We start from the raw sequence: 25,932 nt of genomic DNA on the forward strand, positions 1-25,932 counted from the left end.
TGATCCGACGGGATAGCGGCACGCTCGCCGCTTCTCAGAACGCGGGGAGCGATAACGAGATGGCCTCGCCGGCGGCACCATTCCGCCAACCCGGCCGGATCGGCCTCCGAGCGAAAAGCCCCGTACACGCACACGACAAGCGGACGCGAGGCTCCCCGCTCGAGCGGAACGAGCGCCTCCCTCGCGACGACATCGCACAACAGCGAGGACTTCGCCTCGCGCTCGCGGGGAGCGAGCTCGTCGCGCCGCGCCGACAAGAGGGCCCGTCGCTCGCGCTTCAACGTCCCAACCGAAGGTCGCTCCATCTCCGCCTCCCCCGCACCCGGCTCCAAAAGTTAGTTCCAGTGTATCATTTTTTCCCCATTTTCGCCAAGAAGACCGAGCCTCCAACGCCCGCTCCGCTTGGACGAAGCCGCCAATTTGCGTTACACTTGGAGCAGCGCTCTTATTTATAGGAAGACATTATAAGGAAGTCGGAGGGATTCCTCTTGCTTTTGCAAGCATCGGGCATTACGAAGTACTACGGGGCAACGCCCGTACTCGAGGGCGTCTCGATTCAGATCAACGAACGCGACCGCATCGGCCTCGTCGGCGTGAACGGCGCGGGCAAATCGACCTTCCTGCGGATCCTCGCCGGAGAGCTGTCCGCGGATCATGGATCCGTGTCGAAGCCGCGCGAGCTGAAGGTCGGCTACCTGGCGCAGAACAGCAGCTTCGAAGGAAGCCTGTCTCTTCACGAGGTGATGATGAACGCGTTCGGCTCTCTTCTGGAACAGGAGAAGGAACTGCGAAGGCTGGAAGAGAGAATGGCCGACCCGCAGGAGCAGAAGGACGCTGCGAGGTACGAAGCGCTGCTGAGCCAATACGCGGACCGGAACGACAAGTTCCGCGAAGCGGGCGGTTTCGAGATGAACAACCGCATTCGCAGCGTGCTGCACGGCATGGGCTTCGGCGACTTCGCGCCGGAGACGCCCGTGTCCAGCCTTAGCGGCGGCCAGCGGACGCGTCTCGCGCTGGCTCGTCTGCTCGTCGTCCAGCCGGAGCTGCTGTTGCTCGACGAGCCGACCAACCATCTCGACATCGCCACGCTTACTTGGCTGGAGCAATATTTGCGAACGTATTCGGGAGCGATGGTCATCGTCTCCCACGACCGTTACTTCCTCGACGCCACGGTCACCTCGATCGTCGAGATCGAGCGCCACGCGGCGACCCGATACACGGGCAACTATTCCCGCTTCATGGACCAGAAGGCGGCGGACTTCGCGCAGCGCGTGAAGCTGTACGAGCAGCAGCGCAAGGAGATCATGCGCATGGAGGACTTCATCCAGCGCAATCTGGCGCGGGCCACGACGACCCGCCGGGCCCAGAGCCGGCGCAACGCGCTGGAGCGGATCGAGCGGCTGGAGAAGCCCGGCACGCTGAAACAGGCGAGCTTCTCGTTCACGACCGAGCGCCGGACGGGCAAGGACGTGCTGCAGGTGTCGGAGGCTTCGGCGGCTCCTTCGGCGGAGATGTCCCCCCTTTTTCGCGGCGTGTCCTTCGAGGTCAAGCGGGGAGAGAGAATCGCGATTCTCGGACCGAACGGCGTCGGCAAAACGACTCTTCTGCGAGCCCTCGTCGGAGCGCTCGAGCTTCGGGCCGGCACGATCCGCTGGGGGACCGGCGTCATGCTCGGGTACTACGACCAGGAGCAGCGCGGCTTGAACAAGGCGAATACGGTGCTGGAGGAAGTGTGGAGCGAGTACCCGATGCTCCCCGAAGCGGAGATCCGGACCGTTCTCGGCAACTTCCTGTTCAGCGGGGAAGACGTCAAGAAGACGGTCGGAAGCCTGAGCGGCGGGGAGAAGGCGCGCGTGGCACTGTCTAAGCTGATGCTGCGCAAGGCGAACGTACTCGTGCTCGACGAGCCGACCAACCATCTCGATCTGTGGAGCCGCGAAGTGCTCGAGGCGGCGCTGGAAGAGTATGAAGGCACGCTGCTTTTCGTCTCCCACGACCGCTACTTCCTGAACCGGCTGGCGGACCGCATCGTCGAGATTCATCCGGACGGCGCTCGACATTTCCTGGGAAATTACGACGAGATGATCGGCAAAAAGCAGGAGATGGAGCAGTGGGAATCGGAGCGTTCCTCCCAGACTGCGAAGGAAGCGCCGGCCCCGGTGCTCGACTACGAGGCGGAGAAGCAGGCCAAGCGCGAGGAGCGCGCGCGCCAGCGCAAGAAGGAGCAGGCCGAGGCCGATATCGCGCGTCTCGAGGAAGAGATCGCCGCCTTGGAGCAGGAGATGGCCTCGGAGGAAGTGTTCACCGACTACGTGCTGCTGCGCGAGAAGCAAGCCGAAGTCGACAAGCGCAAGCAAGCGTTGGATGAGGCTTACGCCCTCTGGGAGTCGCTGCTGGATTGATATCGGAGCGCTTGGGAAAAGGAAAATTGTTGTCCACAGCTTTATGCACAGCTCGGACGCGGCGGAAGAGGCTCCCAGGGAGTAATCCCTTTGGAGTAATCGGCCGCGCTCCGGCTGTTTTTTGTTAGGGGAGCGTAAATTATCAGACTTTTTCCACAGTTTTATCCACAATGTCCACAGATTCCACAGTCTCGCTATGAAAAAACCATCCCATTTTCATAAAATCCCCCGCCTTACTCTCCCAACGGCTTACCGGTTTTGCCCACAGTATGCACAAGGGATGTGGATATTTTTATCCACATCCCTTGAGATAACACGTTGGCCGGGAAGGGTGTGCACCCTTATCCGAGCCGCAATCGGGTACCAACGCGGTTGGACGTATTTAATGCCTATGGATCTCGACTGCCTTCTGCCGCCTCTCCCGGTGCGCGTTTATGGCGCCAAAGGCGCCGCGCGTCGGAGCGCAGCAGGATGGCTTTTTGAACACCAACTGCCTGTCTCTCCGAGATCGATCGGATGTAGCCCTTTTCGCAGGTCCTATCGTCGCTTCTCTCCTTCTCCTTACTCCTTCTCCTTACTTCTTCCCCAAACCATCGCCCCTCGAAACGGCCCCATACTGAGCGAAGGGGATAGCGGCACGCAACTCCATAAACCTCCCGTCCTGAACGAAGGGGATAGTGACACGTGACCCTGTAAACCGGCACTGAGCGAAAGGGATAATGGCACGCAATTCCGCATACCTCCCGTCCTGAACGAAGGGGATAGCGGCACGAGACCTGAAAAACCGAGTTGATCCGCAAGACGCCCCCCCTGCCGCCCCGTGGCATGACAGGTCATATGACCGAATTCATGACAGCGATCACTATTCGCCCACAACGATCCTCGATATTGTAAAAACTAGATACTTTCCCCCTCGAGGAGGCACTGCCATGATCGTCTACGAAAGAGAACACGACTACGTCATGGTCCGGCAGACGGATCAGAGCCTGGCCGCCGGCCGAATCGCGGAGCAGTGGAACGAAGCTTATTTCTACGATTCCCGCCGGTTCGGCGAAGTGGCCGCGGCTGCTCGCGTTCTATATTCGGGCTGGAGCAAAATCGACGTCCGTCCCAGCTGGGACGGGAGAAGGCAAGCCCCCCAGAGCATGGCGAACAGCCCGCTCCGCCAGAGGCTGCGGGCCGCCAAGCGTTCCGTCCATGCCGCGGAGAAGATCTCCCCGTACGTCGCGCTGCTCGCCAGCCTTCATCATACGCACGATCCGGTTCTAGAGAGCTTGAACGTCGGCGAGACCAATCGGTTCTTGAATAGCGAGCGCAAAAGACAGGCCCGCTATAAAGAGGAGTGCGGCATCCGCGACTCCGTGTCGGAGGAGAACTTGCGGATTCACCTGGGAATGCTGCACTTTTGCCACTACTTGTCGCTCTATATCGCCATGAACGAGCCGGGGTCTCTCCAAGAGAACGAGCTTCCCTGGTTCGCGGAGAGATTCTCTCGGTTCAGCGCTTTTCCGTTCATCAGCTTCCAGCCGATCCGGGCCCGCTGGCTAGGGAAGCAGAGCGTCGGCCTAAGCCACTATCCGCTTCGGAGCGACAGCGCCGTTACCCTGAAGTATAAGGCGGTCGGGAAGCTCTCCATCCGCGACTTCGGAGTCGGCGAAGCCTATGAGAGAGCCCCCATGCAGGAACGGGAGGTCTCCTTCTACCCGTTGAAGGCCCCGGTTCTCGTCCGATTCGCCAGATAACCCCCGCGGCTCTCATGGCCATTCCGCCAATCCTTTTACCAGAATCACAATTCCGAAAATCAACAGGACAACGCCCGAGAGCCGATTAATCCCTCTCAGCCAACGTTCGGGGAGTCGCCTTCTCGCTCCTCCGACGAGCAGCCAAGCGCTGCGACTGCCTTCGCCGACGTCGAATCCCGCGAACATTCCCGCGAACGAGACAATCGTCATCGGGTTCGCGAGAGTTAACAGCAGCGTCGTCGCGTACGCTCCCGGCAACCCGCCTTCGAGTCTGGCGCCGGCTTCGGCCGCCGGCGGGGCGGACGCGAACGTCCGATAGGCCAAATAGCAGAGGAATAAGCCGCCGACGAGCTGAATCCAGACGCTCTGGTCGATTAGAATCGTCATCAAGGCGGATAGTCCGAGCGCGGCGACGGCCCCGTAAATCGCATCGGCCGTGGCGGCCCCGAGCCCCGACATCAACCCGTGCAGCCTCCCCTGCAACAGCGTCCGCCGTATACACAGAACGCCGATAGGGCCGACTGGCGCAGCGATGGATATGCCCAGAAGCAACCCTTGCAAATAAATGGGCAATAGCCCCTCCTCCTTTTGATATCCACACTTCCTTATTCGGAAAAATATTGCAAATTCCTCCAATGGCTTCTTTCTCGCTCATCCTTTCTTCCTTTCCTTATTCATAGAAAAGAGACAGGCGATCGTTCGCCTGTCTCTCTTTTATCTATCCGACGATTAGGATGGATTCTCCAGCTTCTCCGCGATGCGGCGGAGAACCGTCGCCGCTTGGGCGCGGGTCGCGACGCCGTCCGGATCGAACCGCGATCCGCCGACGCCCTGCGCCAGTCCCGCCTTCAGCGCGGAAGCGACGTCCGCCGACGCCCAGCTCTTGATCTTGCCCTTGTCCGCGAACGGCTGGAGGAGGCTCTGAATCTCCTCTTCCCGCGCCGGGACGGCACCGGCAACGAGCAGCGAGTACGCCCGCCAGCTCATCGCCGTCATCTGCTCGCGGGTGACGAAGTCGTTCGGGCGGAACTTCCCGCGCCCGTCGCCTTCGATCAGCTTCGCGGCGGCCACCGTGCGGACCGCCTCGTAGTACCAGTCCTCCGCCTTCACGTCGTCGAACGGCGACGCTCCGGCGGCCTCGCTCTTCGCGCCGACGATGCGCGCGAGCATCGCGGCGAATTCCGCCCGCGTCACCTTGCGGTCGGGCTGGAACGCATCGGCCGTTATTCCGTTGACGTACAGACGGGCGGCCATCCATTCGATATGGCCCTTCGCCCAGTGCCCGCCGATGTCGGCGAACGGATTCGCGAAGGCGACGATGCCGTAGTAGCGCGGCTTCGCGTCGGCGCCCGCCCATTTGAGCCCCGCCGTGCCAGAGACGTCCGAGACGAAGCTCCACGCTTGCAAGCTCGGATCGTAGCCGTAGACGGCCGCGGATCCGGAGGACGTCGTCGTCCAATACCCGAGGGCCGCATCGGGCCGGGAAGCCGTCAGAGGAACGGTTCCGTCTCCTTCCGCCGCTTCCGCGGCGAACCGGTACAGTCCGCTTCCCCCCGTCAGCCCTCCGAACTTGGCCTTCAGGCCGTCCAGCCATGCCTTCTCCTCTTGCGCGGAAGCGCGGTCGACCTTGAAATGTACCGCGGAAGCCTTGTCGCCGAAGCCGGACGTCCAGGCTTCCGGGTCTATGACAACCGACGCCGGATCGCCCTTCAGCCGGAGCTTCGCCTTGGCCTCCGCCAGAGCGCGGAACGCCTCCGCCGGCAAGACGAGGTCATATGAATCGGCGGCGGACGGAACTTGAACGAACAGCTCTTCGCCGTTCTTCGCGTTCTTGATCGCATTAAGCACCGTCTCGGTCTTGAGAGAGATCGCCGCTAACTTGCGGCCTCCGTCGCCGTCCTTGACGCTAACCTCCGCATCCTTGCCGATGTCGGCGATATTGCCTTCGGCCGGATTCGGATCGGCTCCGCCTCCCGAGCCTCCGCTGCCTCCCGTTCCCGGACCCGGGTCGGACGAACGAACAACCGTCAGCGTATACGTCTTGGTCGCGTCCGGATGATTAGCCGCTTCGACCAAGATGGGGATGACGCCATCGCTCGGTATCTCGATTTCTTTAAAGGCGGCGTTATCCAGCTTCACTCCCCGGATGGACAGCTTGCCGCCCGCTTCCGCCAGCGTCGCTTTGATCTTGACCGTCGCGGCGGAAGAGCGGACTTTGACCGTATAGTCGGTTCGATCCGCGGAGAACGCCTCCGCCAGCGTGCCGCCCTCGACGGCCAGGCCGCTTAACGTTGCGTTAGGTCCGCTTAACGTCAGCGTCTTCTCTTCCGAAGGATTGCCCAGAACGTCGGTCACGGCGCCGGCAGCTGCGCCTACCGTCACGTTCGCCCCTTCGGGGAACGGCGCGCTCAGCGTCAGCACGACCGCGCTCGGCGGCCCTTCGCCTTCCGGAACCTCGACGACCGCCGACGATACGGCGACGCCGGCTCCGCTAACGTTGAACGCTTCGGGCGCCAGAATCGCTCCCGCCTTCAACGGTTCGTCGAAGACGAGCCGGACCGCGGACCGGCTTCCGGCCGCCTCGGCTTTGACCGGTACCGGGCCTTCGGCATCGCGGCGGACCGCTTTGACAACCCGATCGTCGCCCGCCAACAGACTCGTTCCCGCGTAGCTGACGAACGAACCGGCCTCGACTTTGACCTCGTAGTCTTCCCCTTCCTTCAACCCTTCGCCGCTAGGCGCGAACCTCACCTTGCGAGCCAACTTCCCGCCTTCGCCGTCCTGCAGCTCGACGAAGACCGCGTTGCCTTCGACGGCGGCTCCGCCCGGCCCGCTAACCGTCACCGCGGAAGCCGGAATCGCTTCGCCCGCCTTCAAATACTTGCTGAACGAGACGTCGACGTAGCTGCCATCCGCCCCGACGACGGCTTCGATGCCGTCAACCAGCGGCGGAGCCTTCGAGACGAGTCCGGCGTTGACGTCGAAGTGAGGAGGCGGAACAGTCAATTCCGCGCTGCTCGCCGTCTCGTATCCGCTTTTCTCCCAGACGACCTTCCAGATGCCTTCGGGGACATCCCAGCCATACCGTCCTTCCTTGTCGGTCAGCTGCGGGTTGATCTGATCGTAGGAGGGAGCGTCTGTCCATACCTTCCATTCTCCCTTGGCCGATTCCTTGTACAGCACCGTCGCTCGGACGCCTTCCAGCCGGTTGGCCGGAACCGCTTCGTATACGTAGCCGCTCGGATCGTAGATCCATTTCAGGCGAGCGACTCTCTTCAGCCTTTTCTTATAAATGTTCTCGGTTTCGAAATCGTCGTAATTCTCATCTTCCTCGCAGCTCTGCGGGTTCGTCGGACCTGCCGTCGCGACCTTGTTGATCTCGCCGTCGACGTATTTGTCGATCCTGTAGGAGATGTACTTGGAAGCGAGGCCGCCGATCGCTCCCGCGGGCCCTTCCAGCATCATCGCTCCAGTCCAGGCTCCGATCGCCGTCTTGGCGATCTCTCCGCCGACCGTAACGAGCAGCGCCTTGCTCGCTTGCTGGCTTGTCGCTTCAATGTTCTCCGGACAGATCGTCGCCGCCTCGATGCTGTCCATGATCTTGGTAATCCGTCCCGAATACTTCTTGTACTTCGAATACTGCGATTTGACTTTGTCGAGAGGAGCCTTCACCTCTTGCACTACGACGTTATACTCGGTCGCCACCTTGATCATGCCCCGATACTTGCCCGGATCGATTCCGTATTCGTCCAGAACCTCCAACGGATCGAAGGCTAGCGCGGCAACCGCTGATTCCCCCTCCGATTTCGCCGATGGGAACAACTCCGCCTTCGGCATGTACGCGCTCATTTTCACAACGACTCCGTCTTCCGTCTCCTTCACGTCGAAGGTCATGTTGTATAAGGGAAGACCGATCGCCTCGGCTTCGACGATCTCCTCGACCGTCGGCCGGTAAGTCGTCGGCGACAGATCGATCTGTTCGCTGGCCTTGATCTTGAAGTCCGGCAATTCGGGGAATTCGATGACCGCGCTGCCCGAGTAGACGTTGCCTTCCAGCTTGAACGGCGTCTTCTCGACGATCTTGAAGTCCTTCATCTGCGGAGGCAGCGAGTCTCTCGTCTCCTGCTCGGTCGGGGCCTCCCGGCTGATGACGATCTTCGGCTTCACCGTGTCGTAGTCGACGTACAGGCCCCCGAGCGTCCCGTTCGTGGTCGGGACCGTCGCCCGGAACAAGCCGTCGGGGCCCTTCTCGGCCGTTACCGGGCCTCCGATCTGGCCTCCCAGATACAGCTTGACGTTCTTGACTTTGTCCGGCTCGTCGAACTTCAGGACGAACGCGAACGGATTGCCGGGAAGAACCGTATAAGGCAACTGGGCGATGCCGTTCTCAACGTCGAGCTGCAGCCACTTGCCGTTCGGATACTGAGCCATGGCGATCTGCTGCAGAACCGGCTCGTTCTCGCGGTAAGTCACGACGTGGCGCTCCGAGCGAAGCTTCTTGTTGCCGGTCTCCGCCTGGGCCCACAGAAGATGGACGTTGTCGCCGTCCACGTTGGTTAGCTCGACCTCGCCGTTCCACGTTCCGGCGGAAGAAGCCGTGACCGTCTCGAGAAGCAAGTCGTCGTCGAAAATCTTGACGAGGCTTCCGGCGGGAGCCAAGCCGGCGACCTTCACCTTCGCGGACGAGACGAGCTCGGGCGCCTCGAGAGTCACCTTCGGAACGTCGAGCTGCACGTAGCCGAGCGACTCGCCGATTGGCTCCCCGCCGGCCGTTCCCTCGATCCGGGCGGACAGTTGCGCTTGACCAAGCGAGAAGTCCGCGTCGAGCTTCGCTTGCAGCGCGACCGTTCCTTGCGCTCTCCGATCGATATCGCCGAGCGCGACTTCGAGCGTCCGGCCTTTAAGCGCGGCCGTCGCGTCGGCTCCGTTCAACTTGACCGGAATGCGGACGCCGCCCGGTTGCGTTACGGGGGTTATCCCGTCCGGAAGGTCGATCTTCAGCTTCGCGCCGGTCACCGCGTTGTCTCCGGCATTGCGATAGAACGCGCGAAGGTTAAGAGTACCTCCCGGAGACACTTCGTTCGGCTGGGCCAGGAACCCGTTGGCCGTTACTTGGAAAAAGTATTTTTTATCCTGAAGGTCGATCGTCCCGACGTCCACCGTCTCCTGCTCTCGGATAGACATTTGTTTGTAGGAGATCGACAGCCGGTTCGTCTTCGAATCGCTGCGGTTGAACTCCAGCCGATAGGCGCCCGCTTTCGGAGCGTGCAGCTCGAACCGCCCCGTTCGGAAGCTCGTCGACTTGACGTACGTCAGCTTGTCGCCGTCGACTTCGTACAGATTCAAGTTCGTCCAGGAGCTTCCTTCCGTCGGAACGGCGCCCTTGAAAATTCCGCCCGTCTCCTCGACCCACAGCTCCACGGTTCCATTCGCTTCGGAATCGAGTCGGACCGTCTTGCACTGTTCGAACGGGGAGTTCAGCACGCCCGATATGCATGCCTCGACGTCTTCCCCGGGCTGCCCTTGGAACTGGATCGCGTTCTGATAATAGCCGACGCGTCCCCCGAATTTGCTCCGAAGCGTCGCCTTGAAGCGAAGCTGTTCCATGTCGACGGGACCTTGCCACTCGCCGCCGACCATTTTGACGTGAACCTTGAACGTTACCATTCCTTGCGCGGCCATGCGGACCGGAATATCCAAGGTGGTCGACTTGCCTTTCTCCACGACCGCCTTCAAGCCTTCATCCGAAAAGTAATGATAGCCGGTTTGGGCGGCTTGAACGGAGACCTCGCCTGCAAGTACCGTCAATTGATAGGTTCCGTTCAGGTCGGTGTACACCTTTTGGACGAACGGCTTGCCTTTGTAAATCTGCGTCGCCGTGACCAGAGCGTTGAATACCGGTTTGCCTTCCGGGTTCGTCACTTTGCCTTGAAGCTTGCCCTCGGCCGAGCGTTGGATGGTAATCGGGATGATATTGTCCCCCGGCTTCAAAGTGAACGGAATATCGGGAACCGGATCGTACTTCGTTCCGTTATAGTCGAATTTGGCCGTGAATTTCAGACCGGAGCCTTCGACCTCCGCCCACCCCGTCTGGCCGTCCGTGAGCGTCTGGTAGCCGGCCAAATAGTCGGTTGCCGCTTCGTTCCAGACCTCGATGCGGATGCCGTTTACGGGTTTGCTATTCTCGTCGGTCACTTTGAACCGGTATCTGGAGGACTGGGCGACATGCACGGCCAGCGACGTTTCCAGCCCGGCGGAGACGCTTACTCCCGACTGCGCGAACAATGGCTTGCCGGTAGCGGAGTACAGCGCGACCGAATACTTGTCGGACGGCGTCAGCCCTTCGAGGAGGATCGGTTCGCCACCCTTCAGAACCGCCGACGACGAGCCGCTTCCGTCCAGACTTGCCGCCGTCAGATAGGCCCCGTTCAGATCGACCCCGCCGGGATTGTCGAACGTCGCCTTAAGAGTGCCGGAGACGGCCAGCGGCAACCCCGCCGCTTTCTTTTCGACCGGACCTCCCGCAGCGCCTGTCATGACCGCGGTTACCGAAGTCAGCTCGGCCACCCCAGCCTTCACCGGGAACGAGGCTTCGTACGCGCCCGAGCCGGGAATCTTCTCGACCAGATTCGCCGTCGTCTCCGCGGCTCGAGGCGCGGGCAGTTTGCCGCCCGCTTCGTCGAGCCAGGTGGCGTACGCGATCTTCGCCGTAATCGCTCGGCCGGTCTTGGCTCTCGCCATGATCGTCATCGTTCCGTTCGGGAGCGGAAGCCGCATGGGCGATAGCCGGTCGAATTCCAGCTTCACATCCAAGGTGCGGTCATCCGCCTCCGTCGTGACGATCACCCGCGGCCCCCCGCTCGTCGCGGCTCCGGCCGCGTTGACCGCCTCGACGCGGAACGTATACTCCGTCGCGGGCGTAAGTTCCGTCGCCGTGTACGACAACGTGTTCCCGTCCACCACGGCGATCCGTTCGGTGTTCGCGTACAAGCGATATTCCTTGATGCCGGCCGCATCGGACGCCGGCGTCCAGGTTAGCGTCACCCGGTCCGGCTTCACCTCCGTCGCTTCCAGCTTGCTGCCGTCCGGCCACGTCGGTCCTTCCCCTTCGCCTTTGTCGTTCGAGGCGATGAACAGCCCGACCATCGGGATCTCTTCTCCCGTGGACGGATCCTTGACGAGATAGCCCGCATTGAAGGCGGCGACGGCCGCTTCGTTACTGAGAGCCAACTCCGTCAACGGCAAGCTCAGCTTCTCCTCGGACTCCGGCACGGTTACTTCCTTCGTGCTATGGGCCTCCAGATCCGCCACCATCGCTTGCGCGAAATCCGATGTATTCGGTGATGTCTCGTAGGAGACGAAACGTCCGTCCGCGCTTATAAGAGGCTTATAGCTCTCGAAGTCGTTCTGCGAGCCGTCCGTGGCGACGGAGACGCGTTCGACCTTATTTTCCGCCTTGCGGTATACGTAGACGTCCAACTGGTCATTCGTATCGTTCGCCGCCAATCCGGCATACGTCTCGAACGCGACGACTTCCCCGTCCGCGCTGATCGAAGCGCCGCCGCTGGCTTCCTCCGATTGGCCTTCCGTCTCGGGAATGCTGATCAGGCGCGCCTGATTCTCCTCGCGGTCGAAGACGAAAACGTCGTTATTCCCGTTCTCGTCCCCTTCGACAAGGAAGGGAGAGCTGGACTCGAACGCCACGTAGCGGCCGTCGCCGCTGATCGACGGCTTCTCGCTGTTGCCGGACGCGATCTCTTCCGGATCCTCGGTTGTTTTGGCCCGACTGACGAGCTCGTTCGTTCCGGAGTCGCGGTCGAAGACGAAAACGTCGAAATTATCGACGTCATCTTCCACGAGATCTGGAGCCGAAGAGTCGTACGCCACGAAACGCCCGTCGTCGCTGATGGACGGATAATCGCTCAGTCCCGAGGCCGGGACCCCGCTCGGCTGGCGGCTGACAAGCAGAAGCTCCTCCTCCTGCCGGTCGTATAGGTAGACCTGCGAGTCCGTCAAGTCCGAGTAGCTCGGCTTGCCCGAGAAGGCGAACCACCGGGCGTCCGGCGTCATCGAGAACCGGACCGGCTCCGGCGACGTATCTTCCGGCAGCACCTTCTCCAGAGTACCCGTCTCGCGGTCGTACAGCTCGAGAGAGGAATGCAATTCCCCGCCGGATGGCCCCGTCTCGTACTTATATTGGATAAAGGAGACGTATCTTCCGTCCGGTGACAAACGCACATTATCCGCCACGATCGGATAGAGTTTGTCGAAAACCCGTTCGAGATGCTTCCACATCGGCTCGTCTCCCACGGCCGCGGCGGAGAGAGAGCTGCCGACCGCTTCCGGGCTAAGCAACCTATCCAGAATTTCGCCTTGGGTAAGTCCCTCGGCTCGCGCTTGCGTTTGCCCCCACCCAACAAATAATCCGCTGCCAAACAAAGCAACGGATAATAGGATCGCTATAATACGTAAACCCGGTCGGTAGTTCGGCTGCGATCTCATTAAGAGCCTCCTCGGTTATAATAAGATACCGTGCGTGTATCATTCTACCGATTCCAGGAAGCCCAACAAGTGACTGCCGTCGTCGAAAGGGTCAGCATTATCCGGTGACCGCCGTCATATGACCGACGCGTCTCTCTCCTTCCGAACGACTACCCTCATCCCCGCGGACAAGAACTCGAAGCATAGGAGCACGATATCGATATCGCACCTGGATAATCTCCCCCTAACCGCCAGCCCCTTTTCCTAACCTTCCGCCGTTTACTCTTAGCCTAATGCCATCCCCCCCAACCCGAAGACTGTTCTCTCTCCAATTACGACCGATCTCTTTTAACTTTGAGGTCATTCTCACTTAAATTGGTTGTGGCCCTCTCCTAACCACCTGGCCGAAGCTCCTACCGTATTGACAGATTCGCTTTTTCCCCGGCCGTTCCATTATCCCTTCGCCTCAGGACCGCGGCGTTCTTCATCTAATTTTCGGTCTTCGTACCATTATCCCTTCGGCTCAGTCCTGCCCGTCCTCTGTCTTTGACTTTATCTCTGCCTATATCTCTACCTTTATCCCTGCTTCTGTCTCTGCCTGTAACTCTATCTCTGCTTCTGTCTCTGCCTCTGCTTCCGAAACTGTCTCCGCTGTTTCCGTCCCAGCATCTGCTTCTGAAACTGTCTCTGCTGTTTCTGTCCCAGCATCTGCTTCTGCCTCCGTCTCCCTATTCCTCGCAATACCACTATCCCCATCGCTCAGTCCCCCTCCCCACCGGCTCAGCCACTCCTGTCCCTACCGCCAATTTCGAATTCGCCCTCCATACCGTTCGGTGCCATTATCCCTTTCATTCAGGTTGTCGTTTGGTGCTATTATCCCTTCGTTCAGGTTATCGCATCCGGTACGCCGATCTCCTTATCCCCTCCGATCAGGCCCTCAAATCTTCCATTCATTTATAAATTTCTCCTTGAAAAGCGAACGTTTGTTCGATATAATAAGAGTAGAAAACGATGCATTGGAGGGGTCGAGAATGGAGGACATCTGCCAGGATTTCGCAGATTTTTGCCGGCGGTTCGATACCGAGCAAGCCTGCGCCGACGCGCTGTTCCAGGCCCGGTGGCCCGACGGCTTCCGCTGCCCCTCCTGCGCCGACTCCCGTTACTATCGGATCTCGACCCGCCGATTGCCTCTATATGAATGCGCCCATTGCGGCCTCCAGACGTCGATCATCGCCGGCACCGCCATGGAAGGAAGCTCGACCTCCCTTACCCGCTGGTTTCAGGCTCTTTTCTTGCTCTCTCAGCCCTCCGGAATCAGCTCTCTTCGCCTGTCCAAGATCATCGGCGTCACGTACAAGACCGCCTGGCTCATCTCCCACAAGCTCCGCCACGCCATGCAGCGGGCCGATGCAAGCGAGTCGCTCACGGGGACTGTACGCGTTCAACCCTTTCATTACGGATCGCTCTTCTTCCTCGACAGCCGCCAGCCTCTGATCCTGGGAGCTTCGGTCAACGAGCAGAACGAACCCACCCATGTGAAAATCAAACAACCCCACCCGAACCACGTCGACAACGAGCAAAGATCGGTTCTTAGGTTCGGACTGGACGCGTTCGAGAAGGATCATACCGACGGGCAACAGGTGACGCACCACACGCGCGCGGACAAATCCCTCCCCGTGTTCAAGCGGCTTCAATGGTTCGTCGGGGCTTGGCTGAACGACACGTTCAACGGCATCGGCGCCAAGCACCTGCAGGCGTATTTGGACGAGTTCGCCTTCCGGGTCAATCTGAAGCTTCGCAGCGTTCCAGCGTTCGACGCCTTGCTCGGTTGGTGCGCCTCGACGCCGACGATTATTTATAAGGAACTGACCAAGGACCGGCCGGTTCTCCCCGTTCCGTGGCGGATGTGGGGCAGCCGTTCGAAGTGGAGAGGAAGGCATCTAAGTCTCTGGACGGCTTAATCTAGCTGGACTTCACGCAGAAGATCCCCTTTATTTTCGTGATACATCCTCTACTCGGTTAATCCGACACTTCCACGCTGCCTATCTCTTCTTGGCGAGACAAGGAAATGAGCGGCATAACGATCAAAACCTGAGCCGAGGGGATAGTGGTCTGATTACGGGGAAAGAGATGCACACCTTCGGGGCGCGAGAGCGAGAACGGGAACAAGAGGAAGAACGAGAGGGAGTACGGAGAGGGAGTACGGGAGCGAGAGGGAACGGATTTAAGAAGCTAATAGGAGCGAAGATGGAAGTGAGGACTATAGAGACAACAGGAGCGTAGATGCGAGCTAAAGCCAGAGAGAGAAGGGAGAGCGAATACGTCGAGAGGAGCGAGCAAAAAGAGGACCGAAAAAACCGAAAGCCCGGGGGCTTTCGGTTAGGTTGAACGGACGCTCCAGTCCTCGAGAGAAAGCTGAGGCTCCGCCTTCATATCGAGAGAGTCGAACTCCCCGCGCCTCCACTTCAAATCGGCGGCGGCCGCGATCATGGCGGCGTTGTCGGTGCAGAGCGACATCGGCGGGACGAGGAGCGGAAGATTCGCCGCCTCGCACAGCGAAGCGAGGCGTTCGCGCAGCCCGCGGTTCGCGGCGACCCCGCCGCAGAGCAGCAATTGGCGGACGCCGAACTCGGACGCGGCGCGCATCGCCTTGGCCGTCACGACGTCGATGACGGACTCCTGGAAGCCTCGGGCGAGAGCGGCCGCGTCGATGGGCTTGCCCTTCATGTTCGAGCGGTTGATCTCGGCGAGGACGGCCGACTTCAAGCCGCTGAAGCTGAAGTCGTACGAGTCGGGCTCGAGCCAGGCCCGGGGCAGCTCGATCGCTTCCGCCGCCTCCTGGGCCAACCGGTCGACGTGGGGGCCTCCCGGATACGGAAGCGAGAGGGCGCGGGCGACCTTGTCGTAGGCTTCGCCGACGGCGTCGTCCCTCGTTCTTCCGATGATGTTGAACGACCCTTCGCTCTCCAGGAGGACGAGCTCGGTATGCCCGCCGGACACGACGAGGGCCAAAGCCGGATATTCGATCCGGCCGATCAGCCGGTTGGCATAAATATGCCCGGCGATATGATGGGTGCCGATCAGCGGGACGTCCAGCGCCAGCGCGAGGCTCTTGGCCGCCACCACGCCGACGAGCAAGGCGCCGACGAGTCCGGGGCCTTGGGTCACTGCCACGGCGTCGATGTCGCTTAAGGTTACTCCCGCGGCCGCGACGGCTTCTTCGAGGATAACGGTCATGCTCTCGACATGCTTGCGGGATGCGATCTCCGGCACGACTCCGCCGAAGCGCCGGTGCGTCTCGATCTGGCTGGAGACGACGTTGGACAGCACCTCGGTTCCGTCGCGGACGATCGCCACGGAAGTCTCGTCGCAGCTCGTCTCGATCGCGAGGAGATGATAAGGCCGATTCATGGTTGTTCCCGTTCTCCTTCCGAAGTTCCGGCTGTCTCCGCTTGCGTCCAGACTTCCGGGTTCAAATCCGCCCACATGATAAGAGCGTCTTCCCGGTTATCGGAATAATAACCGGGGCGAAGGCCCGACGGAGCGAAGCCGAACCTTCGGTACAGCCGTTGGGCCCGCTCGTTGGAGACGCGAACTTCGAGCGTCATCCGGCGGGCGCCCAGCCAGTGGGCGGTCTTCATCATCTCGCCGAGCAGCCGTCTGCCGAGGCCTTGGCCTTGGTACGGCTCCCGGATCGCGATGTTCGTAACGTGGGCCTCGTCTACGATCAGCCACATCCCGCCGTAGCCGAGGATGACCCCGTCCATCTCCATCACCATATATTTGGCGAACATGTTCTGCTTGAGTTCGTTCTGGAAGGCTTCCGCCGTCCACGGCGCGGCGAAGACTTCCTGCTCGATCCCGACGATCGCGTCGACGTCGTCCAGCGTCATGCTCCTGAATTCCAGTTGCCCCATATCCGGTCTCCGCTGCCGCATCAGTTCGCTCTCTCCGTCTTCGCCTTCATGAGGTTGACCTCCGCTTCGGTCAACTGGGTATAGTTCGGGACGAAGCCGTGAACGTCGTCCCTCTCCCCCCGCCGGAATCGTCTCTCCGCGAGTAGACCGACCGCGCCCGCGTCCAGAACCGAAGGCTCCAGCAGGAACGGAACCGGGGACTCGGCCGGCGGATTCCACTTGCCCTCCAGGAACCCGATCTCGCCGACGAAGTAGACGGCAGCGGGACGGTCCGACGCCTGCAACGCGCGAAGCCGGTCGCTCAGCGATCGCTCCCAATCCGCGAGAAGCCGAATGCCGTCTTCCTCCAGTCTTGTCCATTCGCCATGCCGGTTCCCGCGGAAAAGCGAAGTATACGCCTGTCCGCGTCTCGCATCCATGAGCGGCACGATCCAGGCTTCGTCGCCCGTATCCGGGCGGGCGGCGAGGCTCGCCCACGTTCCGCTGGCGATCGCCTCCAGGCTGGACACGCCGACCAGCGGCTTCCCCCAAGCCCAAGCGAGCGTCTTCGCCGCGGATACCGCGATCCGGACCCCCGTATACGAACCGGGGCCTTGACCGACCGCGATGACGTCGACGTCTTCCCGGCGTACGCCGGCCCGTTCCATCAAGTCGCGAAGATCGGAGACGATCCGGACGGAGTGGTTCCGTTCCGTGAAGGAACGCGAGCTGCCCAGCGTCTCTCCGTTGCGGGTAAGAGCGGCCGCCAGCACCGAAGTGGACGTATCGAAAGCGAGCGCCGTGCAGCCGCTCTTCGGATCCGCTTGTATCGCTTCGTTCATTCGCCCTTCCCCTCCTCGTCCGTCTCTTCCATGCCCAGTTCCGCGCACCATTCCGAATAGCGTTCGCCTATCGGACGGCATTCCAGCAGACGCGAGGTCGGCCCCGTCACGCGCAGCCGAACGTGCAGCCGTTCCTCGGGGAGCAGCGGCTCGATGAGCGAAGCCCACTCCACGAGGGAGACTCCTTCGCCTTCGAAATATTCCTCCAGCCCGAGCTCGTCCGCTTCCGCTTCGGACAACCGATACACATCCATATGATAGAAAGGGAGCCTTCCTCCCTCGTACTCTTTGATGATCGTAAACGTCGGGCTGTTCACGATTCCCGGCACTCCGAGCCCGCTCGCGAACGCTTGCGCGAACCGCGTCTTGCCGGCGCCCAGATCGCCGTCCAGCGCCAGCACCGTTCCGGGCACCGCCAGAGCGGCCAATCGGGAAGCGAAGCCGACGGTGGCGGCTTCGTCGGAAGCCCGGTAGACGAACGTTCTCCCGGCGCGGCCGCCGTTCCCGGTATTCATAGCCTGTCCCATCCTTTGTCAGTCCTCCGTCGCGGAAGTTGGCCTTCGAAGTCCGTCTGGAAGTCCGTCCGCCCAAATACAGAAAATCCGCGGACGGACGATCATTCGTCCAAGCGCGGATAAGCGCGTGAAGCCGAAAAAATGAAGCCATCCAACCACGCGGTTCGCTTCGGAAGCCGCAAGTTGATCTTATTATATCGGCACGGGCGCGAAGTTGCAAAAAGGCGCCCCCAGGCGCCCGCCTCCTTCGGACGGCTAAGGCAGAACGATCCGGACCGCATCCCCGGCCGCGATCGTACCCGGCAGCTCGACGGAGCATACGATCCCCCGAAGCTGCTTCGCCGCCTTCACGAACCGGCGCGCCAGCTCATCGCGGCCGTAGAAGGCCGCGATCTCTTCGCCCGGTCCCAGGCAGGGCATGTTCTCGCCCTCGCAGATGAGCGCCGCGCCGGAAGCGAACAGCAGGCGCGCCCCCTGGGGCAGCAACGTCAGCCGCTCGTACCCGCTCAGCAGGACGTTGGCTCCGAGCCACTCGGGCTCGATGCGCTCCACTCCCAGCCCCCGGGCGATCTCCGCGTTGTCCTCGACGGACAGAATGCTGATCTGCCTCCGGTTGGCGATCATCGTCCCCCGCCGGTACAGCTTCTGCCGGGAATCCGCCGGACGGAGCAGGCCGTAATGCCGGTCTCCCGGAATTCCTCCCAAATCCACTTCGATCGAATCGAGTCTCTTCGTTACGAACGAGTCGGGATCCGGGGTCGACAGCACCGCTTCCGTGTAAGCATCGTTATCTTTCATCGCGTCGTTCCTCTCGATAAGGGGTTGCGCGGCCGTTCCGCGAACGGCGCGCTTCTTTATTCCTTCATCCCTTTTTCGACGGGCCGATCCGAATTCCCTTCATGCGCGTATCCCGGATATTCTTCCTCCGCACGCGCCAAAAAGACGCCGGCTTGCCCGCTTCCAGGCAAACCGGCGCCTTCGCTCCGTCCGTTATCTTCAATTAAGCTCCCGAACGAGATGCTTCTCCCGGCGAATGACCGGCCTTCCCACCGGATAATACGAGAACCCGGTGCTCCCGATTCTCTCGCCGCCGAACACGTTGCGCCCGTCGACGAGTATCGGGCGGTTCATCGCCTCTTCGAGCGCGAGCAGGTCCGCTTCCGCGAATTCCCGCCATTCCGTGAGCAAGCAGAGCGCTTCGCAGCCGCGCGCCGCTTCCAGTGCGGAACCGCACCACGTAATGGCAGGGTGGTCGTGGCCCCGGCGGAAGGCGTCCATGGCCACCGGGTCGTACACCCGGGGCTTCGCGCCCCGCTCGATCAGCTTCCCGACGATCTCGATCGCGGGCGACTCCCGGACGTCGTCCGTGTCCGGCTTGAAGGCCAGCCCCCAGACGCCGATCGACATCCCGTCCAGCGAACCGAGCGCGTCCTCCAGCTTGTCGATGACGCTGAAGCGCTGGTGCCGGTTGACCTCCACGACGGCCTTCAGCAGCTTGAAATCGTACTTGACGTTGCCGGCGATCTGAATGAGCGCCTTCGTGTCCTTCGGGAAGCAGGAGCCTCCGTAGCCGATCCCCGCGCGCAGGAAGGAAGGGCCGATCCGGCGATCCATTCCGATCCCCTTCGCCACGTCGTCGACGTCCGCTCCGACCTTCTCGCAGATGTTCGCGATCTCGTTGATGAACGAGATTTTGGTCGCCAGAAAAGCGTTGGAAGCGTACTTGATCATCTCCGAGCTGCGGATGTCGGTGACGAAGAGATTCGGCGTCAGCGGAGCGTGAAGCTCCTTCAGCAAGGCGATCGCCCTCTCGCTGTCGGAGCCGATGACGACCCGGTCCGGGTTCATCGTGTCGTGCACCGCCGTGCCTTCCCGAAGGAATTCCGGCAGCGACGCGACATCGAACGGCCCGAAGTACCGGGCGGCGATCAATTCTCTCACCCGTTCGTTCGTGCCGACGGGGACGGTGCTTTTGACGCAGACGACCTTGTACCCGTTCATATGGTCTCCGAGCTCGGCGGCGACCGCCTCGATGTACCGCATGTCCGCTTCCCCGTTCTCCTTCGGCGGCGTGCCCACCGCGATCACGACCAGCTCGGCTTCTTCGACCGCGTCTTGAAGCGACTCGGAGAACGCCAGGCGGCCGTCCAGGACCAGGTTCGCGCACATCTCCTCCAGGCCCGGCTCGTAGATCGGGATGATGCCGCGCCGCAGCTTCTCGATCTTGGCCGAATCGTTGTCCACGCAGACGACCTCGTGCCCCAGCTCCGCATAGCAAACTCCGGATACCAACCCGACATATCCCGTACCGATAACGGCAATCTTCATTCTATGTCTCTCTCTCCTCTCCCGCGGCCTTCGCCGCTCCTGCCTTATGGCCGTCAACGCGAAGCTTAAGCTCGCACCAGTTCCCCGACCCGATGGCCGGCCTTCACCTGCTCCAGCAAATCCCCCATCCGGTTCAAGAACACCTCTCTGGAGAATTGCTCGGCCTGCCTGCGGCAATGGACGGGCATAATATCCATCTCCCGCAGCTCGAACGTCCGGACCGCTTCCCGGATCGCCGGCGCGCTCTGCTCGCGGAAGAAGACGCCTGTCGGACGGTCTTCGGACAAGCCGCGCACAGTCTCCACGGCTCCTCCCTTCCCGAAGGCGATGACGGGAGTGCCGCACGCCTGCGCCTCGACGACCGCGATGCCGAAGTCCTCTTCGGCCGCGAAGACGAACGCTCTGGCCTTCTGCATATACCGCTTCAGCACGTGGAAGGGCTGATAGCCGAGCAGGACGACGTTCGGGCCCGCCTTGCTCTTGATCTTCTTGAAGTCCGGACCGTCGCCGATGACGATCAGCTTCTTGTCCGGCATCTCGGCGAACGCCTCGACGATGAGGTCGATTTTCTTATAGGGAACCATTCTCGAAGCCGTCATGTAATAGTCCCCTTTGTCCGTCTCCAATTCGAAGGCGTCCACGTCGACGGGAGGATAGATCACTTCGGCCTCCCTTCGGTACACCCGCCAGATGCGGTCGGCGATGTAACGGGAGTTGGCGACGAAGTAATCGACCCCGTTCGCGGTCCGGCTGTCCCACATGCGCATCCGGCTCAGCATCGCCTTGATCACCATGGCCTTGGCTCCGCGGGTCAAATTGGATTCCCTCAAATACTGGTGCTGGAGCTCCCAGGCGTAACGAATCGGCGTATGGACGTAAGAGACGTGCACCTGCTGCGATCCGACGATGACTCCCTTCGCCACCGCATGCGAGCTGGAGACGATCAAGTCGTAGGAGGACAGGTCGAATTGCTCGATCGCCAAGGGCATCAGGGCGAGGTAATTCCGATAGTGCTTCCGGGCTAGCGGCAGCTTCTGAATAAACGAAGTGTGGACCGGGCGGCCCTGGAGGAACCCTCTGTCCTTCTCCGGCAAATAATCGACGACGGTGTATACGTCGGCATCGGGGAACAACCTCAGCAATTGTTCCAGAACGCGTTCCGCGCCGGCGTACGTGACGAGCCAATCATGAACGATGGCAATCTTCATCCATTCCTTCCTTCCTTGCCCCGCTTCTCTTCGTCCGCCGTAAGAGGCAGCCCTCGTAATTCCCGGCGTCGTGGCGGTTATTTGTGGTGGTGGCGATTCGGATTCGAGACGGATCCGCATGAATCAAGCTTCGAACGAGACGTTAGAGTCCCCCCTTACCCGGCTGATCTTGGATTCGGAAAGCCCCGAACGGGGCGTGCGGAACGAGGAGCGAGGCTCGATAATCGGAGTCCGGTAATCGGCCCGATTAATTCCGAGGTATAACTTTATGTAACGTATTTTGCTTTATTATAGGATACAAATTGTATCATTGTCAACATTCCGGGACTTTAGAAATAAAGGCCCTTCCGATACTCGGAATGGCCTTCGACTTCTTCTTTTGCCGATATGACGCGGTTTACCCCGCCTAATGACGGTCATTCCGCCCGTCGTCCGCACCGAACGGCAGCCGGAATCCGATGGCCGCCCCTTTGCTCCAAGACGTATCCAACCAGATTTGCCCGCCCATCAGCTCGACGAGGTTCTTGCAGATGGCGAGCCCGAGGCCTGCGCCGTCGTAACGCCGGTTCATCGCGGAATCGAGCTGCGTGAACGGAAGGAACAGCATATGCGCCTTGTCGGGATCGATGCCGATGCCGGTATCGGAGACGAGGAAGCGAACGACCATCCGCTTCCGTCCGAAGGCCGGCAAGCCGTCCGGGTTCGACGTCCCCTCTTCCGCGCCTGACGCCGGCCGCGCCTCTTCTTGCCCCATGCCGCCTTCGTCTTCGACCTCCGCTTCCACCTGGACGGTTCCGGTATCGGTGAATTTGACCGCGTTGCCGATCAGGTTGATCGCGATCTGGCGCAGCCGGAGCTGGTCCCCGTACAGCGCCGCCGGCATGCCGGGAGACACCTTCAGCTCCAGTTCGATGCCCCTCTGCCGGGCGTTGACCGAGAACAGGTCCAGACATTCCCGGAGGCATCGGCGAAGGTCGAACCTCTCTTCGATCAGGTCGATCCGGCCGGATTCGATGCGGGAGAAGTCCAGAATATCGTTGAGAATTCGGAGCAGGGCTTGGCTGCTTTTCTCCTGAAGCAGCAGCAGTTCGCGTTGGCTCTCGGTCGGGGAGGAAGCCAGCAGCAGCTCGGTGATGCCGACGATTCCGTTCAGAGGAGTGCGGATCTCGTGGCTCATCGTCGCCAGGAACCGGCTCTTCACCCGGTCGGCGCTCTCCGCGGCTTCCTTCGCCCGGATCAACTCCAGCTCCGCCCGCTTCTGCTCGGTAATATCTCTCGCGACAAGATAAAGATACTGCTTCTCGTCCACGAACAGGGGGAACATCGTCGCGCTGATGAGCATGCGGGACCGGTCCTTACTGAACACGTGGAATTCGAGATGGCGCGCCGCCGACAGCCCGACGACCTGGTCGAAGCATTCCTCGACCGCGGCCAGTTCTTCGGGGAAGCAGACGAGCTCGGACATGTTCGTGCCGGGCAAATCCGCTTCGGTGTAGCCCGTATTCCGGAGCACGGAAGGGTTCATGCTGATAACCCGATGCTGATGCGGATCGTAACAGACGACCATGTCGGGACTGTGCTCGAACAGGGAGAAGTAGCGCCGCTCGTTGAACCGGGCGGACCGCAGGGCGTTCTGTCGGTCCAGGAACAGGACGGTCCAGATCGTCGCCACGATGAACAGGGTGGCGCCCCCGACGAACGCCGCCAAATAAGGAGGATCGATGCCGTCCACGCGGGTCCGTCCGTCCGGACCGTAAGGTTCGATCGTCGTCCCGGCCATCGCCGCGTAATGCATGCCGGACGTAGCCAAGCCGAGCATCGCGGCGCAGGCCGCGCGCAGCCGGACCGGCAGCCGCTCCATCCCTTGGGCCCGGCGCGTAAGCGGAAGCAGGAAGGCCAGACACGGAATGAGAAAAGCGATGAGGGCGGATGCCGCGTTCCACCACGGGGAGTAATGCAGCCTCCCGTCCAGCCTCATCGACTTCATGCCGGTGATGTGCATGGCGACGATCGCGACGCCGACGAGAAGGCCGGCCGAGACGGCCCGCTTCCGGCTCGGCTTCGGGGACGCGATCAGAAGCATCGCTCCGTAGGAGGCCAGCACGGGAAGCACGACGGACAAGAACAAGAGGGAGAGATTGTAACACGTCGCGGCGTCCATGTGCATCGCCAGGATGCCGATGAAGTGCATGGACCAGATGCCCATTCCCATCACGATCGCGCCGAGCAGACGCAGCATGCCCGCCGCCTTGGCGGACGACCGCCCGGCGCGCCCGACGAGATCGATGGCCGCGTAAGAGGAGACGATGGAGACGAGAACGGAGAAGAACACGAGAAGCCAATTGAATTGTCCGGTATCCGGGTGCATGAAGGAAGCTCCTTATAGCAATGGCTGCCTGCGGAACGCATCGTTCCGAGACAGCCAAGGTTGACTCGATATGGTTATCCGATGGCGAGCGGCTTACCCGTTCTTGAGCACGTCGTGATCCACGTAACGTTCCCCGTTCAGTTCGCTGATGACGTTGATCGCGACCTTCGCGCCGTCGCCGGCCGTGATGATCGTGTGCATGCTGACGCCGGCTACCGTTCCCGCCGCCCAGACGCCCGCGATGTTCGTCTTGCCCTCGGGCGTGGCGTCGATGACCGTCTTGATCCGGGGCTCGGTTCCCGGCTTCGTCCGAATGCCGCTCGATTCGGCGAAGTCGACGAACATGCCGGTCGCGACGATGACATGCTTGGCCTCGTACGTTCCGCCTTCCGTCTCGATTCGCAGGCTGTCGCCGTTCGCCTCGAGCTTGGTCGCCTTGGCTTGAACGAATTCCGCGCCGAACTTCTCGGCCTGCTTGCGGCCGATGTCGACCAAGTCCGGGCCGGACAGGGCCGGGGCTCCGTAATGATTCTCCAGCCATGCCCTTCTCGTCACGCTCTGGTCGCTGTCCAGAACCAGCGTCTTCTTCCCGGCCTTGGCCGTGAAGATGGCGGCGCTCGCTCCCGCGGGGCCTCCCCCGATAATCGCAACTTCGTACACGTCTCCCAGCTCCCCTCATCGGTTTTTCCTTCCATTTCCGATTGTACCATCTCCCCCTTCCCCCGATCAAAAAGAAAACGGACAAGGCGGCGAGCCCCGTCCGTTCCTCCGCCTTACCGGCCTTCCTTCAGCCGTTCCACGGACACGGTCTGCGTATTGAGCGGATCGGACCCGATCTGCACGGTCGCCATCCCGTTCGCCGCGTCGACTTCCTCGATCCAGACGGACTGGCCTTCGAGCTGCACCGCGATCGTATCCTTCGAATCGAAAATCTGCTTCGCGCGATCTACGTTCATTCCGGATCCCCTTCCCTCATCGAATCGGTCGTCGTCTCTTCGATCAGCCCGTTGTGAATCGTCACCTGGCCGCCGCCGAGCCCTTCGTTGATCATTCGGTCGATATCCATGTCGTATTCGTCCTTGCCCTCATTCAAGGAATCCGTGTCGCTCGGTCTGTCCATGCGTGCCCGTCTCCTCCGCCCCATAGATTTGTTCACCCGTCAATATGCCCGGATCGGGATGCCCCCATGCATTCGGGGAACCCTAAACCGAAGCTTGCCGCGGCGGGCGCCGATCGGGCGGCCCGCTTCACGTCAACTCAAGGAAGGAGCCCTTCAGGCATGCATACCGTATGGAAAGGCGCCATCAGCTTCGGTCTCGTGCACGTCCCGGTCAAAATGTTCACGGCCACCGAGGACAAAGACGTGCACCTCAGGTACATCCACAAGCCGTGCGGGACGCCGATCTCGTACGTCCGGAGCTGTCCGCACTGCGACAGGCCGGCGGAGTGGGAAGAGATTACCCGTGGCTACGAGTACGAGAAAGGCCGCTTCGTCCTGTTCGACGACGAGGAGCTGGAAGCCATCAAGCCGGAGACGGCGCGCACGATCCAAATCATCGATTTCGTCTCCCTGGAGGAGATCGACCCGCTGTATTATCAGAAAACGTACTATTTGTCGCCGGATCAGGCGGGGGGCGGCGCGTACAGCCTGCTTCTCGAAGCGATGCGGCAATCCGGGCGCATCGGCATCGCCAAGGTCGCCATCCGCAGCAAAAGCAGCCTGGCGGCCATCCGCGTGAAGGACAATTGCATCTGCATGGAGACGATGTTCTACCCGGACGAGATCCGCTCGCTGCAAGGGGTGCCGAATCTGCCCGAGCAGATCAACGTGAACGAAAGGGAGCTGTCGATGGCGAGGCTTCTCATCGACCAGCTCACGGCCCCGTTCGATCCGTCCAAGTATACGGACGATTACCGGGTCGCCCTGCTCGACGCGATCGGGCGCAAGGTGGCGGGCGAGAGCGCGGACGTGGTGACGGCTCCGGCCGCGGAACGGACGAACGTCATCGACCTCATGGCCGCGCTGCAGGCTAGCCTGGAGGCGGTCAAGCCGACGCCGGCCGACAGGGGCGCGGCCGGAGGGGCCGGCCGGCCCGCCGCGGCAGGCGCTGCAGGCACGGCGGGAGCTGGTGCGGCAGGCACGGCTGGCG

17 protein-coding genes are annotated in these 25,932 nt (G+C 61.4%); 4 read left to right on the top strand and 13 right to left on the bottom strand.

Translation table 11 applies throughout. The annotated features are described in order from the left end of the window. The first annotated feature begins 488 nt into the window (after window positions 1–488). A complete protein-coding gene (locus H7B90_RS14185) occupies window positions 489–2,402 on the top strand; it encodes an ABC-F family ATP-binding cassette domain-containing protein (protein WP_185136541.1) in 1,914 nt (637 codons plus the stop codon). A gap of 929 nt (window positions 2,403–3,331) precedes the next feature. Continuing rightward, window positions 3,332–4,144 carry a DUF3891 family protein gene (locus tag H7B90_RS14190; protein WP_185136542.1) on the top strand — a complete coding sequence of 271 codons (813 nt, stop codon included), beginning with the start codon at window positions 3,332–3,334 and terminating at the stop codon, window positions 4,142–4,144. Window positions 4,145–4,156: 12 nt separating this feature from the next. Here the strand turns inward: H7B90_RS14190 and H7B90_RS14195 are convergent, their stop codons facing one another. Together H7B90_RS14195 and H7B90_RS14200 are read right to left on the bottom strand one after the other, a co-directional pair. Then, entirely contained in the window at window positions 4,157–4,717 is a 561-nt protein-coding gene (locus H7B90_RS14195) for a LysE family translocator (RefSeq protein WP_185136543.1), read from the bottom strand. A 156-nt stretch (window positions 4,718–4,873) separates the two neighbouring features. Next, window positions 4,874–12,439 carry an S-layer homology domain-containing protein gene (locus H7B90_RS14200; protein ID WP_185136544.1) on the bottom strand — a complete coding sequence of 2,522 codons (7,566 nt, stop codon included), beginning with the start codon at window positions 12,437–12,439 and terminating at the stop codon, window positions 4,874–4,876. Window positions 12,440–13,656: 1,217 nt separating this feature from the next. Here H7B90_RS14200 and H7B90_RS14205 point away from each other — a divergent pair. Beyond that, window positions 13,657–14,586, top strand: coding sequence for a transposase (locus H7B90_RS14205; RefSeq protein WP_185136545.1), 930 nt, complete (start codon window positions 13,657–13,659; stop codon window positions 14,584–14,586). A 418-nt stretch (window positions 14,587–15,004) separates the two neighbouring features. On the opposite strand, the gene tsaD is transcribed toward H7B90_RS14205, so the two are convergent. The 11 genes from tsaD to H7B90_RS14260 form a co-directional block, all read right to left on the bottom strand. After that, the gene (tsaD, locus tag H7B90_RS14210; protein WP_185136546.1) at window positions 15,005–16,036 is read right to left on the bottom strand and encodes a tRNA (adenosine(37)-N6)-threonylcarbamoyltransferase complex transferase subunit TsaD; all 1,032 of its coding nucleotides are present in this window, start codon (window positions 16,034–16,036) and stop codon (window positions 15,005–15,007) included. Further along, window positions 16,033–16,542 (bottom strand): ribosomal protein S18-alanine N-acetyltransferase, encoded by a 510-nt coding sequence (rimI, locus tag H7B90_RS14215; RefSeq protein WP_246578398.1) that lies wholly within the window; start codon window positions 16,540–16,542, stop codon window positions 16,033–16,035. Before rimI ends, tsaD begins: the two co-directional genes overlap by 4 nt. Before the next feature lie 20 nt (window positions 16,543–16,562). Next, window positions 16,563–17,363, bottom strand: coding sequence for a tRNA (adenosine(37)-N6)-threonylcarbamoyltransferase complex dimerization subunit type 1 TsaB (tsaB, locus tag H7B90_RS14220; protein WP_185136548.1), 801 nt, complete (start codon window positions 17,361–17,363; stop codon window positions 16,563–16,565). Beyond that, complete coding sequence (gene tsaE, locus H7B90_RS14225) at window positions 17,360–17,878, bottom strand: tRNA (adenosine(37)-N6)-threonylcarbamoyltransferase complex ATPase subunit type 1 TsaE (protein WP_185136549.1); 519 nt, start codon at window positions 17,876–17,878, stop codon at window positions 17,360–17,362. The genes tsaB and tsaE overlap by 4 nt, the downstream gene beginning before the upstream one ends. A gap of 255 nt (window positions 17,879–18,133) precedes the next feature. Further along, on the bottom strand, window positions 18,134–18,676 hold the full coding sequence (locus tag H7B90_RS14230) for an MOSC domain-containing protein (protein WP_185136550.1): 543 nt from the start codon (window positions 18,674–18,676) through the stop codon (window positions 18,134–18,136). 198 nt (window positions 18,677–18,874) lie between these two features. Then, window positions 18,875–20,206, bottom strand: a complete 1,332-nt coding sequence (locus H7B90_RS14235) for a UDP-glucose dehydrogenase family protein (RefSeq protein WP_185136551.1) — start codon at window positions 20,204–20,206, stop codon at window positions 18,875–18,877. A 65-nt stretch (window positions 20,207–20,271) separates the two neighbouring features. Then, complete coding sequence (locus H7B90_RS14240) at window positions 20,272–21,414, bottom strand: glycosyltransferase family 4 protein (protein ID WP_185136552.1); 1,143 nt, start codon at window positions 21,412–21,414, stop codon at window positions 20,272–20,274. A gap of 406 nt (window positions 21,415–21,820) precedes the next feature. After that, window positions 21,821–23,782 carry an MHYT domain-containing protein gene (locus H7B90_RS14245; RefSeq protein WP_185136553.1) on the bottom strand — a complete coding sequence of 654 codons (1,962 nt, stop codon included), beginning with the start codon at window positions 23,780–23,782 and terminating at the stop codon, window positions 21,821–21,823. 93 nt (window positions 23,783–23,875) lie between these two features. After that, complete coding sequence (locus H7B90_RS14250) at window positions 23,876–24,442, bottom strand: FAD-dependent oxidoreductase (protein ID WP_185136554.1); 567 nt, start codon at window positions 24,440–24,442, stop codon at window positions 23,876–23,878. A gap of 113 nt (window positions 24,443–24,555) precedes the next feature. After that, window positions 24,556–24,738 carry an H-type small acid-soluble spore protein gene (locus H7B90_RS14255; RefSeq protein WP_185136555.1) on the bottom strand — a complete coding sequence of 61 codons (183 nt, stop codon included), beginning with the start codon at window positions 24,736–24,738 and terminating at the stop codon, window positions 24,556–24,558. Further along, window positions 24,735–24,902 (bottom strand): hypothetical protein, encoded by a 168-nt coding sequence (locus tag H7B90_RS14260; protein ID WP_185136556.1) that lies wholly within the window; start codon window positions 24,900–24,902, stop codon window positions 24,735–24,737. The genes H7B90_RS14255 and H7B90_RS14260 overlap by 4 nt, the downstream gene beginning before the upstream one ends. A 159-nt stretch (window positions 24,903–25,061) precedes the next feature. On the opposite strand from H7B90_RS14260, the gene ku reads away from it, so the two are divergent. Beyond that, window positions 25,062–25,932, top strand: an 871-nt coding sequence (gene ku, locus H7B90_RS14265) for a non-homologous end joining protein Ku (protein WP_185136557.1), incomplete at its 3' end; no start/stop codon positions are given.

Origin of the sequence: Cohnella xylanilytica, assembly GCF_014212175.1 — a bacterium.
GTDB classification, from domain to species: Bacteria; Bacillota; Bacilli; order Paenibacillales; family Paenibacillaceae; genus Cohnella; species Cohnella xylanilytica.

What these genes read in the sequence shown, in the direction of transcription:
- H7B90_RS14230 (WP_185136550.1), bottom strand. Translation starts at nt 18,676, where the DNA reads ATGAAAGATAACGATGCTTACACGGAAGCGGTGCTGTCGACCCCGGAT.
- tsaD (WP_185136546.1), bottom strand. Translation starts at nt 16,036, where the DNA reads ATGAATCGGCCTTATCATCTCCTCGCGATCGAGACGAGCTGCGACGAG.
- tsaB (WP_185136548.1), bottom strand. Translation starts at nt 17,363, where the DNA reads ATGAACGAAGCGATACAAGCGGATCCGAAGAGCGGCTGCACGGCGCTC.
- H7B90_RS14205 (WP_185136545.1), top strand. Translation starts at nt 13,657, where the DNA reads ATGGAGGACATCTGCCAGGATTTCGCAGATTTTTGCCGGCGGTTCGAT.
- H7B90_RS14235 (WP_185136551.1), bottom strand. Translation starts at nt 20,206, where the DNA reads ATGAAGATTGCCGTTATCGGTACGGGATATGTCGGGTTGGTATCCGGA.
- H7B90_RS14190 (WP_185136542.1), top strand. Translation starts at nt 3,332, where the DNA reads ATGATCGTCTACGAAAGAGAACACGACTACGTCATGGTCCGGCAGACG.
- rimI (WP_246578398.1), bottom strand. Translation starts at nt 16,542, where the DNA reads ATGGGGCAACTGGAATTCAGGAGCATGACGCTGGACGACGTCGACGCG.
- H7B90_RS14200 (WP_185136544.1), bottom strand. Translation starts at nt 12,439, where the DNA reads ATGTGGAAGCATCTCGAACGGGTTTTCGACAAACTCTATCCGATCGTG.
- tsaE (WP_185136549.1), bottom strand. Translation starts at nt 17,878, where the DNA reads ATGAATACCGGGAACGGCGGCCGCGCCGGGAGAACGTTCGTCTACCGG.
- H7B90_RS14260 (WP_185136556.1), bottom strand. Translation starts at nt 24,902, where the DNA reads ATGGACAGACCGAGCGACACGGATTCCTTGAATGAGGGCAAGGACGAA.
- H7B90_RS14240 (WP_185136552.1), bottom strand. Translation starts at nt 21,414, where the DNA reads ATGAAGATTGCCATCGTTCATGATTGGCTCGTCACGTACGCCGGCGCG.
- H7B90_RS14245 (WP_185136553.1), bottom strand. Translation starts at nt 23,782, where the DNA reads ATGCACCCGGATACCGGACAATTCAATTGGCTTCTCGTGTTCTTCTCC.
- H7B90_RS14255 (WP_185136555.1), bottom strand. Translation starts at nt 24,738, where the DNA reads ATGAACGTAGATCGCGCGAAGCAGATTTTCGATTCGAAGGATACGATC.